Source organism: Galbibacter mesophilus (assembly GCF_023721415.1).
Taxonomy (GTDB): Bacteria; Bacteroidota; Bacteroidia; order Flavobacteriales; family Flavobacteriaceae; genus Galbibacter; species Galbibacter mesophilus.
Genome location: NZ_JAMQVC010000002.1, coordinates 834,020 through 849,383, shown reverse-complemented (window position 1 = coordinate 849,383; position 15,364 = coordinate 834,020). Strand labels below are relative to the sequence as shown.

Sequence of the window (15,364 nt, the reverse complement as noted above, 5' to 3'; positions counted from 1 at the left end):
GATTGCAAATTAAAGCATATATGATGGAATATCCTTTAGAAAAACATATTTTTCCTGTTCGTAATCCATTTTGCAAAAGTAGTGTTGCAGTCCGTTGGTAACCATTAAATAATCCGCTTTCAACGACAAGTTGTATCGGGCAATTTGGTCGAATGTTTCTTGGGTTATTTTTATGGAAGGTGCTTTGCATTCTACAACCAGATGGATTCTTCCGTCGGGGTAATATCCCAGCACATCGTACCTTCTTTTTAAGTTGTTTACCAATAACTCTTTTTCCACATTGATAAGGGATTTGGGATAGTTTTTTTCAGTAATTAAAAAAGAAACCACGTGCTGACGTACCCACTCCTCGGGTTGTAATTGGATAAATTTTTTCCGTATGGGATCAAAAATTTGGACTTTATTTTCGCTACTTTTGAAACGGAATTGATATGCTGGAAAATTTAATGGTTGCATGTCGGCAAATATCAGAAATATCATTTAGAACTCGTCTTGATTTTTTATTGAATTATAAAAATGACGAGCTTGGATTTTAAAAAACACTATTCTTTTTATGGATGAAATAAAGAAGATTGTAAACGATGTAAAAGCGGGAAACATAAAGCCTATTTATTTTTTGATGGGGGAGGAGCCATACTATGTTGATAAGATTTCGCAATACATGGAACAATCTATTTTATCTGAAGAAGAAAAAGGATTTAACCAAATGGTCCTCTACGGAAAAGATGTTAGCATTGATGAAATCGTGTCCAGTGCGAAGCGTTTTCCAATGATGGCAGAAAGACAGGTTATAATTGTAAAAGAAGCGCAGCATTTGTCGCGTACCATTGATCAATTGGAGGCATATGGACTCAACCCACAACCTACCACGGTTTTGGTTATTTGCTACAAATACAAGAAGCTGGATAAGCGTAAAAAAGCTTATAAAGCTATTGCCAAAACAGGTTATATTTACGAGAGTAAAAAGTTGTATGAAAATCAGGTAGGCGATTGGATTCGACGTGTATTAGCTGGTAAAAACTACCGTATTTCCCCAAAAGCCGCGCAAATGCTGGTAGAGTTTTTAGGAACTGACCTAGGAAAAATCAATAACGAACTCGAAAAGTTGCAATTGATTATTCCGAAGGAACAGGAAATTACTCCTACGCATATTGAAGAAAATATTGGGATTAGTAAAGATTTCAACAATTTTGAACTTCGAAAGGCCATCGGGGAGCGGGATATTGTAAAAGCTACCCGTATAGTTAATTATTTTGCCCAAAATCCAAAGGATAACCCGTTAGTAGTTACCGTATCGCTGATTTACAGTTTTTTCTCGCAATTGCTGCAATACCACGGATTAAAAGACCACTCCAAAGGTAGTGTTGCTTCCGCTTTAAAAATCAACCCATATTTTGTAGGGGAATATCAAACAGCTGCACGCAATTACCCAATGAAACAGAGTAGTAGAATTGTAGCGCACCTTAGAGAAATCGACGTAAAAAGCAAGGGTGTTGGCTCCGTAAATGTTTCCCAAGCTGATTTATTAAAGGAGCTTTTGGTGGTTATATTTGGATAGCTTTGGATAGTCGCTTGAAGAATTCATTGTAAACCTCTTTCTTGCCTTTTTCCGGATTTCCGTCTTCACCGCGCCTAATAATAACCATATTCCATTCTGGGATTATGAAACACATATTATTATTAAATCCGCTTGCGTAATACAAACTTTTGGGCGCATCTGGCATGTGGTAAGTACCTGAAGGCATTTTGCCATTTACCCACCAATTGTATCCATAACAGCCCCTTCCGTCCACGTTATTTCGGTCTGTTTCTGCTATTTTATTTGCCAAAACTTGATTTTTCGTAGCCTTCTTTACCCAATTTCGATTAATCAATTGTTTGCCATTCCAATTTCCTTCATTCAAGAATAAGTGTCCGAAGCGAGCTAACTGACTGGCATCAATCGAGATTCCAGTACATCCGTTATTAATCGGGATATTGTTGTAATTTCCTTCCGCCCACCATTCGTATTCACCAAAACCAATTTGGCTGGCTATCTTTTCATCAAAAATTTCTTTTAGTGATTTTTCAGCTTTCATGGTGAGTAACCTACCAAACATCATTTGAGCTTCGTCCCAGTAAGCGTAAGCTGTACCAGGTTCAAATAAAGGCGTATCTATTTTGTACGGGGTAATCGACCAATCTTTACTCGGCTCGTTCCAACGGCTATCGCCTACCGCAGAATAACCCGACGTCATACTGGCAAAGTGATTCAGCTGAACTCTTGGATACAGTTCCATTAAATTACTATCAATGGTGGCCGCCAGCGTCTCTTCAGAAAGGATATTTTCTTCCGCTAGTAATCCAAAAACTGTGCTTGTAAATGATTTAGTGGAAGAATATATGTTGTGCTTTTTGTGAACGCTATCCCCACTGTGGATTAAATATCCATTTCTAATAATCATAACTTCTTCCAAACCATCTTTACCGCTTTCCGATTTAAGATAATCAAGCGCATCAAGCATTGCCGATTTGTCAACCCCCAGTTCCTTGGGTGATTTTTCTTCCCAACTTTCAGTAGGAAATGTCATTTCTGGAAGTTCTTGTTTGCCGCTGCAGGAAACTAGTAATATAGAAATTGGAAATATATATTTTAAAAAGGTTGTTTTCATGTATTCAAATTCAGTTTAGGAAAAAATCTCGTTATGTTGTTCTTGGACCCTAATAAAAGTAGTTCTTTTGGTCAATTCTTTAAGCCTAGCAGCGCCCACATAGGTGCAAGTAGATCGTAAACCCCCAAGCATATCCTGTACAGTGTATACCACATCCCCGCGGTACGGAATTTCAACAGTTTTCCCTTCACTGGCACGGTAGTCGGCTACGCCTCCGGCATGTTTTTTCATGGCTGTTTCAGAACTCATTCCGTAGAAAGCCTTAAATTTTTCTCCATTTCTTGTTACAATCTCGCCGCCGCTTTCGGTATGTCCAGCAAGCATACCGCCGAGCATGACAAAATCGGCGCCGCCTCCAAATGCTTTGGCTATATCGCCAGGAATTTTACAGCCACCATCAGAAATAATTTGACCGCTTAAACCGTGCGCAGCATCTGCACATTCTATAATAGCGGAAAGTTGTGGATAGCCAACGCCAGTTTTAATCCTTGTAGTACAAACACTTCCAGGACCAATGCCAACTTTTACAATATCGGCGCCAGCAATTAATAATTCTTCTACCATTTCCCCAGTTACAACGTTTCCGGCCATTATTATTTTATCGTTGAAATTATCGCGGGCATATTTCACAAAGTCAACAAAGTGTTCTGAATAACCATTCGCCACATCAATACAGATAAACTTAATTTTAGGAAAACTATCGGTAATCTCTTTTAGTTTTTCCGCATCTTGTTTACTGGTTCCGGTACTAACTGCGATATAATTATAAAAAGAATCGGGTTTGTCAGCTAAAAAGTTTCGCCAATTTTCAATGGAATAATGTTTATGGATAGCAGTAATTAATTGATGTTCTGCCAGTACGGTGGCCATTTCAAAAGTACCAACAGTATCCATATTAGCAGCAATTATGGGAATCCCTTTCCAAAGATGATTGCTATGCTTAAACTTAAACTCCCTTTGTAGGGAAACTTCGCTTCGGGATTTTAAGGTAGAACGCTTCGGGCGTATCATTACATCTTTAAATCCTAGTTTTATTTCATTTTCAATTCTCATAAACGCAAGTTTTGGTGTATGAATTTAGTGTTATTCCCCAAAAGAAGAAACCTCTCATTCAATTAAAATTAGTAATTTTAAAAACATGATCCTTTTTAATCAATCTTTTATGCAATTTTTACTTTTAATCCAAGAATTAGATGTTTACGAAAACGTGAAAACCTCAACGGTAGAATATTGGACGAACTTCTTGGAAGCGTTGCCTTTATATGCCTTGGGAATTCTAATTTTGGTTTTAGGGGTTTTAATAGCTACTTGGATTGGGCAGTTTTCCAAAGCTAGAATTCAAAAACGTACCCAAGACCCATTGATGAGTAAATTTTTGGGTAATGCCATTCGGTTTATACTAATAATTATTTTCATCTTATTGGCGTTAGATGCTGCCGGGCTAGGGAATGTTTCCGCAGGAATTTTGGCAGCAGCAGGAGCTAGTGCCGTGGTATTGGGATTTGCATTTAAAGACGTGGGTCAAAATTTTATTGCTGGAATAATATTGAGTTTTAACCGACCTTTCAATGTAAATGATACGGTGGAAATCGGCGATATTTTTGGGAAAGTAAAAACGCTGGAATTCCGTTATACCAAACTAAAAACTTTTGATGGTAAAGATGTTTATATTCCGAACAGCGATGTAATCACACACCCTGTAACCAATTACACAGAAGATGGTTTTTTTCGGTATGATTTTGTTATTGGGATTGCTTATGAAGACAATATTGACGGTGCTAAAAAAGTGGTTTTACAGGCACTCAGCGAAGAACCAGATGTAATTACGGATGCAGAACACGTAAATTTTGTTACTGAAGATAAGTTAGATACCAGCACGGTAAACCTAAAAGTGTTCTTTTGGGTAGATACCAAGGAATTTGGAATGAATGCGCTTTTAACGAAAGGAAATGTGGTGCGTAGAGTTAAAGAAGCCTTGGAAGATGCCGGATATTACATGCCTGCGGATATTCATGAAATTAAACTTTATGGAAAGGAAACTGAGTTGCCCGTTACCTTTATTGATAAAAAACAGGAAAAGTCTGCCGAGAATTAAAGCGGCAATTTCTAAGATTACAGTGCAATATATCTACATTTATCATTTGAAAAACTTCCAATTGTTTGGACAAAATTCTTTTTTCATTTCATGAGCGAAAAAACAACGATTTACGACATTGCCAAAGCACTGAATATTACGGCAGCAACCGTTTCACGGGCGCTTAATAATAATTCAAGGATAAGCAAGGCTACGAGGGATTTAGTTGTAAAGAAGGCCGCGGAAATGAATTATGAGCAGAACAGGCTGGCCTTGGCTTTAAAAAGTGGGAAAAGTAAAAATGTGGGCGTTGTTGTACCTTATATTGATAGGAATTTTTTTTCTACTGTGATTCGCGGAATAGAAGAGGAATTATATCCCTTGGGCTACCATGTTATCATTTGCCAAACCCATGAAAATGAAGAAAAAGAGATAGAAACAATTTCTAATTTGTTGAATGCCCAAGTTGATGGTGTACTGATGTCGGTTTCTAAAACTACACAGAAAACAGTCCATTTTCAGTCTGTTTTAAACAAAGACATTCCTCTGGTTTTTTTTGATAGAGTGAAGGAAATGAAGGGGGTAAGCACTGTTACCATAGATGATTATGAAGTCGCTTACGAGGCTACAGAACACCTCATCGAACAAGGATGTAAACGAATTGCCCATATTTCCGGTGATTGGAAGTTAGCTATTTATAAGCACCGGTTCAAAGGATATAAAAAGGCGTTGGAGGACTATGGGATTTCTTATAATTCTGATTATTTGATCAAGGCCAAAAGTGAAATAGGCGATGGTCAAAATGCTATTGAAAAGCTATTTAAGCTGAAGGAAATTCCAGACGCTGTATTCTGTTCAAGTGATTATATAGCTTTGGGAGCCCTTCAAAAATTAAAAGAATTGAATGTGGACGTCCCCAGCGATTTTTGTGTCGTTGGTTTTAGTAACGAACCTTTTACCCAATTTCTGGAACTGTCCATAAGCTCAATCGACCAAGTACCGCGTCAAATGGGTAAAACGGCGGCCAAAGTTTTCCTCGAACAATTAGAAAATGAACAAGGAAAAATAGAAAAGAAAGTGGCACTTAAGGCTACTTTAGAGAAAAGGAAATCTTCCAGCCGGAAGCTTCAGTAACTTAAGAATTAGGCATTTTTACTTTAAATATAATTAGTGCTACTGATTTTTATAGCGATACCCCTCGTTTCCAGGGAATAAAATCATCTTGATTTAATTTCATCGCTTTGGATTTTTTGCCACTGGCCACTTCAATAATATATTCCAATAGTTGCTCGCCCATTTCCTCGATACTCTTTTCCCCTCGGATAATGGGACCGGTATCCACATCAATAATATCAGGCATTTTTTTGGCGAGTTCGCTGTTGGATGCCACTTTGATTACGGGCGTGATCGGATTTCCAGTAGGAGTTCCCAACCCGGTTGTGAAAAGAATGATGTTAGCGCCAGAACCTGCCATGGCGGTAGTGCTTTCCACATCGTTTCCAGGGGTACACAATAAATTAAGGCCTGGTTTGGTTGAATATTCCGTATAGTCCAATACTGCGGTGATAGGAGAGGAGCCTCCTTTTTTGGCCGCTCCTGCCGATTTCATCGCATCCGTTATGAGTCCGTCCTTGATATTTCCTGGCGATGGATTCATATCAAATCCTGAGCCGGCATTAACTGCAGACCGTTCAAAATCCTTCATCAGTTTAAGAAATTTTTTACTTTGTTGTTCATCAGCGCAGCGGTTTACCAATTCCTGTTCCACGCCGCAAAGTTCCGGAAATTCAGAAAGTATGGCCGTTCCTTTTAGGGCGGAAATCATATCCGATACGTAGCCCAGCGTTGGGTTTGCTGAAATTCCCGAAAAGCCATCGGAACCGCCGCATTCCAGCCCAATTTTTAATTTGGACAATGGAGCTGGTTTTCGTTGTATGTCATTCGCTTTTTTTATCCCAGCGAAAGAATCCGTGATGATGGTGTTCAGCATATCTTCCACGGTTCCCATTTGCTGTTGCTCATACATCAAAATGGGTTTGTCGCTATTCGGGGCAATGGTTTTTAAAGCTTCTTGAAATGTCTTTACCTGAAGGTTTTGACAGCCTAAACTTAACACCGTAGCACCGGCAACATTAGGATTGTTTACATAACCCGCCAACAGACGGGCCAACATTTCCGAATCCTGGCGGATGCCGCCACAACCACCTTGGTGGGTTATGAATTTTACTTCCACATTATTGAAAACAGGAACCGTTTCCGTTCTATCGTTTTCTGTGGAAGGAGTTTTTTTTCCATGGATGAGAGACCGTAGAAACAAACGGTGTTTATTAACTTCTTCATTTAAAAGTTCCTTTTCAAAAACTTCCTTTAAAACCTCAATATTTCTGTTTTCACAAAAAACCAAAGGAAAGAACAACCAGACATTTCTCGTTCCTACCTGTCCGTCACTTCGATGATATCCGTTAAACGTTCGGTTCTTCCATTGACTAATATCGGGTGCGGTCCATGAAATATCTTTAGTTTTTTTAGTAACGCTGGATGTTTGGTGTACAATGTTTTCAGTTGTCAGCAATGCCCCCTTATCAATCTTTTTGTTTGTGCTGCCCACAAGAACGCCGTACATAAAAATTTTGCTTTTGGCTTCGAGTGTTTCCAAAGCAATTTTGTGTTTGGCTTTTACATCGTCCTGCATGGTAATCTTTACCCCCTGAAATACTATTTCTTCTCCTTTCTGAAGATTCTCCAAAGCCACGGCAACATTATCGGTTGGGTGTATTTTTATCAGTTTTGTTGTCATTTTCAATCAATTTTTGGTAAAAAATCCTCCAAATCTACTTTTCAATGTGTCTTTTCAGTAAAGGAATGAAATCCGTTCTCAAGACCTTCATTTTCGATAATTTCCAAAGCCCTAACCAAGGAAGGCGTAAGATTCTTTATTTCAGTTAAGTCCTGATTCCATAACTCTTTATCGGATAGGACAGCGGTTACAGTTTCTGAAATAGTGTCGAGTTCCCAGTATTTTTTGAATTGGGTGATAACCACAGCATCGTCTTGGACAGGAAGGGTTTTTCCATTCCAATTTCCTTTATAGAACAGGATTAAACAAGCAAATGCGTAGGTAAGGTTAGGAGGGAGGTTTCCAAATTGATTATGGTAAGTCAATAGACTGGGCAGGACACGTACTTTAAATTTTGAAACGGAATTTAGGGCAATGCTGGATAACTGATGCTTTATAAACGGATTTCTAAACCTGTCGAACACTTCGTTGGCAAATTTTGTCAGTTCATTTTTTTCCAGTTCCAGTGTTGGAATGATTTCATTAAAAACAGTATCCCGAACAAATTTTCCGGTGAATCCATTATCAACGGTTTGTTTTACCGTTTCATTTCCGTACAGAATCCCAAAGGGCACCATGGTCGTATGCGCACCGTTCAATATCCTCACCTTACGGGTACGGTAAGGTTGCATATTCGGAACGATTAAAACGTTTAAATCCGTTTTGTGGAACGGAAGCTTCTTTTTCAATGATTCACCACCTTCAATTACCCAAAGAAAAAACTTTTCGGCAGTTACTATCAGATTATCCTGGTAGTCAAGCTCTGTTTGGTACGTTTCAATATCATCTTTAGGATATCCTGGCACGATTCTGTCCACCAAAGTGTTGTGAAAACTGTTGTGCTGTAATAACCAGTTTTTAAACGTGTTTTCCAGTTGCCAGTCATCACAATACTGAAGGATAATTTTTAATAAGGTATCCGCATTATAATTAATCAGTTCACATGGAATGATGGTAAGACCTTTGTTAGGATCTCCTTCAAAGTGTCTATATCTTTCATAAAGGAAAAGCGTAAGTTTTGCTGGAAAAGAACTTGGAGGTTCCATCGTGGGTTTGTCTGATGCCACGTATGCAATCCCTGCCTCCGTGGTATTGGAAACAACAAATTCAAGCGATGCTTCTTTCGCTAGGCTTAAATACGCCTCAAAGTCCGTATAGGGATTTAAGCTATTTACAATACTCGATATAAGTTTTTTTTCCTGTATTTCTTTTTCATTAACAACCCCTTTCATGAAAAGCGTATACAAGCCTTCTTGCTTTTTAAGGATATCAACCAAACCTTTTTCGATAGGCTGTACCACAGCAATTCCAGCATTGAAGCCTGCTTCTTCATTCAATTTTTGAACAGCATAATCAACAAAAGCCCTCAAGAAATTTCCTTCTCCAAATTGGACTATTTTTATGGGCAAGTCCGTTTTCATTTTCAACCATTGTCTATTTAAGGGATTCATCTAAAATTAAAATTAAAGTATTGATAAATAGAAAAATACATATATTTGTAATCGATTACACAAAAGTATTGTATTTTTTTCAATGAACAAATTTTTGGACTAAATACCCTTTAGAATTCAAACTTGAACTAAAGAAACATTGCCTTCTTCGGGGTATAAACATTAAACAGCTGAACTACTTAAATAAATGAAACGAATAACCAATTTTACAAATCGAAATTATTCAAAAGCTAAATTATGGATAGGGTGCTTTTTATTGCTGATTACATCTAATTTGTATGGTCAGGAAAAGACATCCTACCAGCGTGTTTATCTTTCCGGGAAAGGGGCAGATAGTCCAAAAATATGGAGTTTTAAAGTTAGTGAAGGGCGGCGAAGTGGAAAATGGACTAAGATTAACGTTCCATCCAATTGGGAGCAGGAAGGATTTGGTAATTACAATTATGGCAATGATCACAAAGATGAGGGAAAAAAAATAAGCAAAGAAAAAGGGGAGTACAAACACAAATTTGAAGTTCCTAAAGAATGGAAAAGCAAATGGATAAACCTTGTTTTTGAAGGATCCATGACCGATACCAAGGTTACCGTAAATGGCAAGTCGGCTGGCGAAATCCATCAAGGTGCTTTCTATCGATTTAAGTATCCTATTTCAAACTTATTGGAGTATGGCAAGAAGAATTTATTGGAAGTGGAAGTTTCAAAGCATTCTTCGAATGAATCGGTAAATAGGGCAGAAAGGGAAGCTGATTTTTGGATATTTGGCGGAATTTTTCGTCCGGTTTACTTGGAAGTATTACCTGAGCATCATTTTGAAAGAATTGCCATTGATGCAAAACATGACGCAACTTTTAAAGCAAGATTATATTTAAACAATCCGTATCCAAATGCTAATGCGATAGTCGAACTTTTTTCAGAAGAGGGAAAGAAAATCAGTGGAAACATAGAAACTATATCCAAAAACGATACGCTAATAACGTTAGGAGGAAAATTCAATAAAGTTAATTCTTGGAACCCAGAAAAACCGGTACGTTATACAGCTAAGTTCTCTTTAGTTAATAACGGACAAACGCTTTATTCAAAAGAAGAAAAAATTGGTTTTAGAACCGTGGAGCTCGTAGAAAAAGACGGTATTTATGTAAATGGCAAGAAAATAGTGATGAAAGGCGTAAACAGACATTCCTTTCGGCCTACAACGGGAAGGGCGCTAAGTAAGAAGAACCATCTGGAAGACGTGCGCTTGATGAAAGAAATGAATATGAATGCAGTTCGGATGTCACATTACCCGCCGGATGAAGCCTTTTTGGATGTATGTGATTCTTTAGGATTGTTTGTTTTGGATGAGTTGACAGGATGGCAAGATGCTTACGATACCATAGTTGGGCCGAAATTAATCAAAGAGATGATTCTTAAAGATGAAAATCACCCTAGTGTAATAGTTTGGGATCATGGCAATGAGGGTGGCTGGAATCTTCAAAATGAAAAATGGTTCCATAAGTATGACTATCAGAAAAGGCCCGTAATTTATCCATGGGGCGTTAGGAACGGTATAGATACAAGGCATTACCCGACATTCAATTTTGGTGTTGGAAGATTGCAGCGAGGGAAGGATGTATTTTTCCCAACGGAATTTCTACATGGATTGTATGATGGCGGCCATGGAGCTGGTTTGGCAGATTATTGGTCAAATTACAGTAAAAACCCCAGATTTACAGGAGGATTTCTTTGGAGTTTTGCAGACGAGGCTGTCGAAAGAACCGATAAAGATGGAAGACTGGATGGAGCAGGAAACCAAGCTCCTGATGGAATTTTTGGACCGTATCACCAAAAAGAAGGAAGTTTTTATACCATTAAAAAAATATGGTCCCCCGTTCAAATAGATCCTGTTGTATTAAATGAATATTTCAATGGGAAGTTAATGGTCACCAATAAATATATTTACACCAATTTGAATGAATGTACTTTTGGTTGGGAGCTGTGCAAACTCAACAGTAAGTCTTCAGTGGAAGTCTTGCACAAAGGAACATTAAAGGGGTCTGAAGCGGAGCCTAATGAAAAAGTAGGCGTTAACCTTTCACTCCCAGACGATTTTGCAGAATCAACGTTTTTACGCGTTACCGCTTACGGTCCGTCTAAAGAAGAATTATACACATGGTCATGGCCCATTGAGAAACCCAAGGACGTGGCAGCTTCCTTTCTTAAAGGTAATGAGGAAGCTTCCGAAGTAAAGGTAAAAGAGAATACATCAGAAGTAATGGTTACCGTAAAGAACCTTCTTTTTTCTTTTGACAAGAAAAATGGAGTGTTGAAAAACGTGGTGAAGGGAAATAATAATGAAATATCCTTTAGCGGAGGTCCCCTTCCTGTTGGGATTGAAAATAAAGTTGAAAATGTAGTATGGAAAAAAGATAGCTTGGATAACTTTCAACTTGAGATTAGTTATAGCAACTATCCGAAAAAGGTAGTATGGACGGTTCATAAAAACGGGCAGCTAAAATTGGTATGTTCACCTCCATTATTACATAAAGATTCGATTGATTATTTGGGGATCACATTTAATTATCCGGAAGATAAAGTAAATGGTGTTCGATGGATGGGAAATGGTCCCTATCGAGTATGGAAAAACAGATTGGATGGAGCTGAATTTGGTGTTTGGGAAAAAGAGTACAATAATACTATTACAGGCTCGGATTATGAAAATATCGAATATCCAGAATTTAAAGGATATCATGCTGAAATGTACTGGTTGGAACTAGATACCAAGGAAAGTCCTTTTAGAATTTATACCGAAACACCCGGACTGTTTTTTAGATTGTACACCCCGGAATTTCCTGAGGACACCCCCAAACATATGGCGCCGGATTTTCCTTCTGGCGACATCTCTTTTTCATATGAAATTCCTGCCATAGGCACCAAATTTAAAGGTCCGGAGCAATTGGGGCCTGGCTCGCAAAAAGGAGTTTTAAAGTATCATGAAGGAGATCAATTGAACCCGATAACGCTCTGGTTTGATTTTAACTTTAAATAATTCAGAAAAAACAATTAAACAAGGCAATGAACTTCAACTAGAAGGGAAGTGCTGAAGACCCACGGGAATATCGATGTTGGGTCGTTTTTATGAGCCGCCGGAATTTAAAGGGGAATTTCGCTGCGATTTATATCCTAGATGTAACCAACAAGGCACCAAAGTGTATTTTGATTCTACACATAATGGTTTTAAAAGACAAGTCTATGAAATAGATATTGAAGATATTTTAAAGAACGCATAAAATAATAACATCTATGGATAATTTAAATTTTGTTACTCAGTTTTGCGATTAATATGTTTTTTATGCAAATTTTTTTAGATATTGCGAATACGATTAAGGTTTACATATTTCAGCCTTTCAATTCTAAGAATGCATTGCTTGCGATTCCAGAATAAATATGGGTTTGTAATATAACTAATTAACCACTAACACCTAACTAAGTTATGAACCTCTTTAAGCGAAGCGGAGCGTATCTATTGGCTATCTGCGCTATCTTTACCTTGCTTCAATGTAATACAAAAGCTAAAAAATCTTCTAATGAAAACTCAGAAGATTCTTCTATAATTTCATCTTCTAATTTTCAGATTAGCACAGCTAAGTTTGGCACGCTTCCTACGGGGGAAGAGGTAACTAAATACCAGCTAACAAATGGAAATGGGATGCAAGTGGATGTTATTGATTACGGCGGCATCATTACCCATTTAAAAGTACCTGATAGAGATGGAAAGCTCGAGGATGTGGTTTTGGGATTTTCCAACTTAGAAGATTACTTAACACCAGCACCTTATTTTGGAGCTATTATTGGTCGTTATGGAAATAGAATAAAAGATGGAAAATTCACATTGGATGGCCATTTGTACACGTTGGCTAAAAATGATGATAAAAACCACTTACATGGAGGGAATAAGGGTTTCGACAAGGTGATTTGGGATGTAAAACCCATTAAAAAAGATTCCAGCGTTTCCCTGCAATTGTCTTACAAAAGTGCTGATATGGAGGAAGGTTACCCTGGAAACCTCGATGTTAGGGTGACTTATACTTTAGACAATACAAATGCTCTGCATGTAAATTACGAAGCTACTACTGATAAAAAAACAATAATCAATCTAACGCAACATTCCTACTTTAATTTGACGGGTAATTTTTCCGAAAGTATTTTAAATCATGAAATCATGATAGACGCAGATGCTTTCTTGCCCATTGATGAAACTTTAATTCCTACTGGTGAAATTAAAAAGGTAAAAAACACACCGTTTGATTTTAAACAACCCAAAGCAATAGGCAAGGAAATTGATGCCGTGAATGAACAATTAAAACGAGGATTGGGTTACGACCATTGTTGGATTCTTAATGACCAGAACCAAGGGCAGCGTTTGGTAGCCACCGCTTTTGAACCTAACAGTGGAAGGCTTTTGGAAATTTATAGTGACCAACCCGGACTTCAATTTTATTCAGGAAATTTTTTAGATAGCACCCTTCCTGCAAAAGGTGGTGGAAAATATGCCAAACGAACTGGTTTCGCTTTAGAAACGCAACATTATCCAGATTCACCTAACCAAGCTGACTTTCCATCGGTAATTCTTCAGCCGGGAGAAAAATATTCAACCAAAACAACCTTTAAATTTACAACCAAATAACCATGCAATTATTAGATACTTTAGACTGGATTACCATATCCATTTATTTTGCCGTGCTTATAGGGATTGCCATTTGGGTAATCCGTAAAAAACAGAACAATACAGAAGATTACTTTCTTGCCGGTCGGAATGTTGGCTGGTTTGTAGTTGGTGCTTCCATTTTCGCTTCCAACATTGGGTCGGAACATGTGGTTGGTTTGGCCGGTGCAGGAGCAGGCGATAAACTTCCTATGCTTATCTATGAAATCCATGCTTGGGTTGTGCTCCTTTTGGGCTGGGTATTCTTACCTTTTTATGCGCGTAGCGGAGTTTTTACCATGCCGGAGTTTTTAGAAAAACGTTTCGATGCCCGTTCCCGATGGGTATTGTCGGTGTTTTCAATTGTGGCTTATGTGCTTACCAAAATTTCGGTTACCATTTATGCGGGAGGTGTTGTAGTGGCTGCTTTGCTGGGAATCGATTTCTGGACGGGTGCTCTGGGAACAGTTGTACTAACCGGCCTTTACACGGTCCTGGGCGGAATGCGGGCCGTGGTCTACACGGAAACCCTTCAAGCAATAATTCTAGTTATCGGAGCCGCCGCTCTAACATTTATCGGTCTGGATAAAGTTGGGGGCTGGGAAAGTATGACGGAAACCGTGGGACCCGAATATTTGGATATGTGGCGTCCCATGAACGATCCAAACTTTCCTTGGCTGCCTTTGCTTATAGCTAGTTCCATTACCGGGGTTTGGTATTGGTGTACGGATCAGTACATTGTGCAACGAGCGCTAACTGCCAAGAACATTAAAGAGGGGAGAAGGGGGACCATTTTTGGTGCTTTGCTAAAACTCCTACCTGTATTCCTGTTTTTGGTTCCTGGAATTATAGCTCTTACTTTAAAAATGAGGGGCGAATTAAATTGGGACAACCCAGATGAAGCTTTTCCCGTTCTTATGAGTAATTTACTGCCATCGGGTCTGCGCGGACTTGTAGCAGCGGGATTGTTGGCCGCACTTATGAGTTCGTTGGCTTCGGTGTTCAATTCTTGTTCAACATTGTTTACGGTTGACATATACAAGAAATTGAAACCCAACACTCCTGAAAAGAAATTGGTAAGGACAGGACAAATAGCCACGGTGATTATTGTTATTATCGGAATTATTTGGATTCCAATCATGTCGAATATTTCCGGGGTTCTGTATGAATACCTTCAAAGTGTCCAGGCGTACATTGCACCGCCAATTACCGCTGTTTTTCTGTTGGGTATTTTTTCCAAAAGAATCAATGCGAAGGGAGCTTTTGTAACCTTGGTAACCGGTTTGGCAGTGGCTGCTTTTAGAATAGTTCTGGAACTGGTAAAAAGTTCGCTAAACCCAGAAGGGTTTTTATATTATTTGGGAAGTATGAACTTTTTAAACTTTTCATCATGGTTCTTCCTTTTCTGCGTGCTTCTTATTGTAGCGGTGAGCCTTCTGTCACCGGCACCTTCCGAAGAAAAAATTGAAAACCTAACCTTTGGAACCATTTCCGAAGAAGAGAAAAGAAATAATAAAAACAGTTACAATTGGGTAGATGTGGTAATTTCCATTGTAATTTTAGCCATTGTAGCAGGTATTATGCTCTTTTTTGATGGCAACTAAATGACTGACTTCAATGATTATAGAAAAATTAAAATGGGGTGAACTAAGATTCATCCCATTTTGTTCA

General features: G+C 38.4%; 11 protein-coding genes. 6 read left to right on the top strand and 5 right to left on the bottom strand.

Going from position 1 to position 15,364, the window contains the following annotated elements; all coding sequences use genetic code 11:
* Nucleotides 1-9 precede the first annotated feature (9 nt).
* Nucleotides 10-456, bottom strand: a complete 447-nt coding sequence (locus NDQ75_RS10485; protein ID WP_202027732.1) for a type I restriction enzyme HsdR N-terminal domain-containing protein — start codon at nucleotides 454-456, stop codon at nucleotides 10-12.
* A 97-nt stretch (nucleotides 457-553) separates the two neighbouring features.
* Here NDQ75_RS10485 and holA point away from each other — a divergent pair, with 97 nt between their 5' ends.
* Nucleotides 554-1,558, top strand: a complete 1,005-nt coding sequence (holA, locus tag NDQ75_RS10480; RefSeq protein ID WP_202027427.1) for a DNA polymerase III subunit delta — start codon at nucleotides 554-556, stop codon at nucleotides 1,556-1,558.
* Here the strand turns inward: holA and NDQ75_RS10475 are convergent.
* A complete protein-coding gene (locus NDQ75_RS10475) occupies nucleotides 1,545-2,651 on the bottom strand; it encodes a serine hydrolase domain-containing protein (RefSeq protein WP_202027426.1) in 1,107 nt (368 codons plus the stop codon). The genes holA and NDQ75_RS10475 overlap by 14 nt on opposite strands.
* Nucleotides 2,652-2,666: 15 nt before the next feature.
* Entirely contained in the window at nucleotides 2,667-3,704 is a 1,038-nt protein-coding gene (locus NDQ75_RS10470) for a GMP reductase (RefSeq protein ID WP_202027425.1), read from the bottom strand.
* A gap of 109 nt (nucleotides 3,705-3,813) precedes the next feature.
* On the opposite strand from NDQ75_RS10470, the gene NDQ75_RS10465 reads away from it, so the two are divergent.
* Nucleotides 3,814-4,746 (top strand): mechanosensitive ion channel family protein, encoded by a 933-nt coding sequence (locus NDQ75_RS10465; protein WP_202027424.1) that lies wholly within the window; start codon nucleotides 3,814-3,816, stop codon nucleotides 4,744-4,746.
* Between the two features lie 90 nt (nucleotides 4,747-4,836).
* The gene (locus NDQ75_RS10460; RefSeq protein ID WP_202027423.1) at nucleotides 4,837-5,859 is read left to right on the top strand and encodes a LacI family DNA-binding transcriptional regulator; all 1,023 of its coding nucleotides are present in this window, start codon (nucleotides 4,837-4,839) and stop codon (nucleotides 5,857-5,859) included.
* Between the two features lie 49 nt (nucleotides 5,860-5,908).
* On the opposite strand, the gene NDQ75_RS10455 is transcribed toward NDQ75_RS10460, so the two are convergent.
* Complete coding sequence (locus tag NDQ75_RS10455; RefSeq protein ID WP_202027422.1) at nucleotides 5,909-7,522, bottom strand: UxaA family hydrolase; 1,614 nt, start codon at nucleotides 7,520-7,522, stop codon at nucleotides 5,909-5,911.
* Nucleotides 7,523-7,563: 41 nt separating this feature from the next.
* Complete coding sequence (locus NDQ75_RS10450) at nucleotides 7,564-9,012, bottom strand: tagaturonate reductase (protein ID WP_202027421.1); 1,449 nt, start codon at nucleotides 9,010-9,012, stop codon at nucleotides 7,564-7,566.
* A gap of 187 nt (nucleotides 9,013-9,199) precedes the next feature.
* Between NDQ75_RS10450 and NDQ75_RS10445 the strand changes: the two genes are divergently transcribed.
* The 3 genes from NDQ75_RS10445 (at nucleotide 9,200) to NDQ75_RS10435 (ending at nucleotide 15,297) form a co-directional block, all read left to right on the top strand.
* The gene (locus tag NDQ75_RS10445) at nucleotides 9,200-12,037 is read left to right on the top strand and encodes a glycoside hydrolase family 2 protein (protein ID WP_202027420.1); all 2,838 of its coding nucleotides are present in this window, start codon (nucleotides 9,200-9,202) and stop codon (nucleotides 12,035-12,037) included.
* A 444-nt stretch (nucleotides 12,038-12,481) separates the two neighbouring features.
* A complete protein-coding gene (locus NDQ75_RS10440; RefSeq protein WP_202027419.1) occupies nucleotides 12,482-13,675 on the top strand; it encodes an aldose epimerase family protein in 1,194 nt (397 codons plus the stop codon).
* Between the two features lie 2 nt (nucleotides 13,676-13,677).
* The gene (locus NDQ75_RS10435; protein WP_202027418.1) at nucleotides 13,678-15,297 is read left to right on the top strand and encodes a sodium:solute symporter; all 1,620 of its coding nucleotides are present in this window, start codon (nucleotides 13,678-13,680) and stop codon (nucleotides 15,295-15,297) included.
* Nucleotides 15,298-15,364: the final 67 nt, after the last annotated feature.

Coding starts and splice junctions, on each gene's coding strand:
- NDQ75_RS10485 (WP_202027732.1), bottom strand. CDS start 456: ATGCAACCATTAAATTTTCCAGCATATCAATTCCGTTTCAAAAGTAGC.
- holA (WP_202027427.1), top strand. CDS start 554: ATGGATGAAATAAAGAAGATTGTAAACGATGTAAAAGCGGGAAACATA.
- NDQ75_RS10475 (WP_202027426.1), bottom strand. CDS start 2,651: ATGAAAACAACCTTTTTAAAATATATATTTCCAATTTCTATATTACTA.
- NDQ75_RS10470 (WP_202027425.1), bottom strand. CDS start 3,704: ATGAGAATTGAAAATGAAATAAAACTAGGATTTAAAGATGTAATGATA.
- NDQ75_RS10465 (WP_202027424.1), top strand. CDS start 3,814: ATGCAATTTTTACTTTTAATCCAAGAATTAGATGTTTACGAAAACGTG.
- NDQ75_RS10460 (WP_202027423.1), top strand. CDS start 4,837: ATGAGCGAAAAAACAACGATTTACGACATTGCCAAAGCACTGAATATT.
- NDQ75_RS10455 (WP_202027422.1), bottom strand. CDS start 7,522: ATGACAACAAAACTGATAAAAATACACCCAACCGATAATGTTGCCGTG.
- NDQ75_RS10450 (WP_202027421.1), bottom strand. CDS start 9,012: ATGAATCCCTTAAATAGACAATGGTTGAAAATGAAAACGGACTTGCCC.
- NDQ75_RS10445 (WP_202027420.1), top strand. CDS start 9,200: ATGAAACGAATAACCAATTTTACAAATCGAAATTATTCAAAAGCTAAA.
- NDQ75_RS10440 (WP_202027419.1), top strand. CDS start 12,482: ATGAACCTCTTTAAGCGAAGCGGAGCGTATCTATTGGCTATCTGCGCT.
- NDQ75_RS10435 (WP_202027418.1), top strand. CDS start 13,678: ATGCAATTATTAGATACTTTAGACTGGATTACCATATCCATTTATTTT.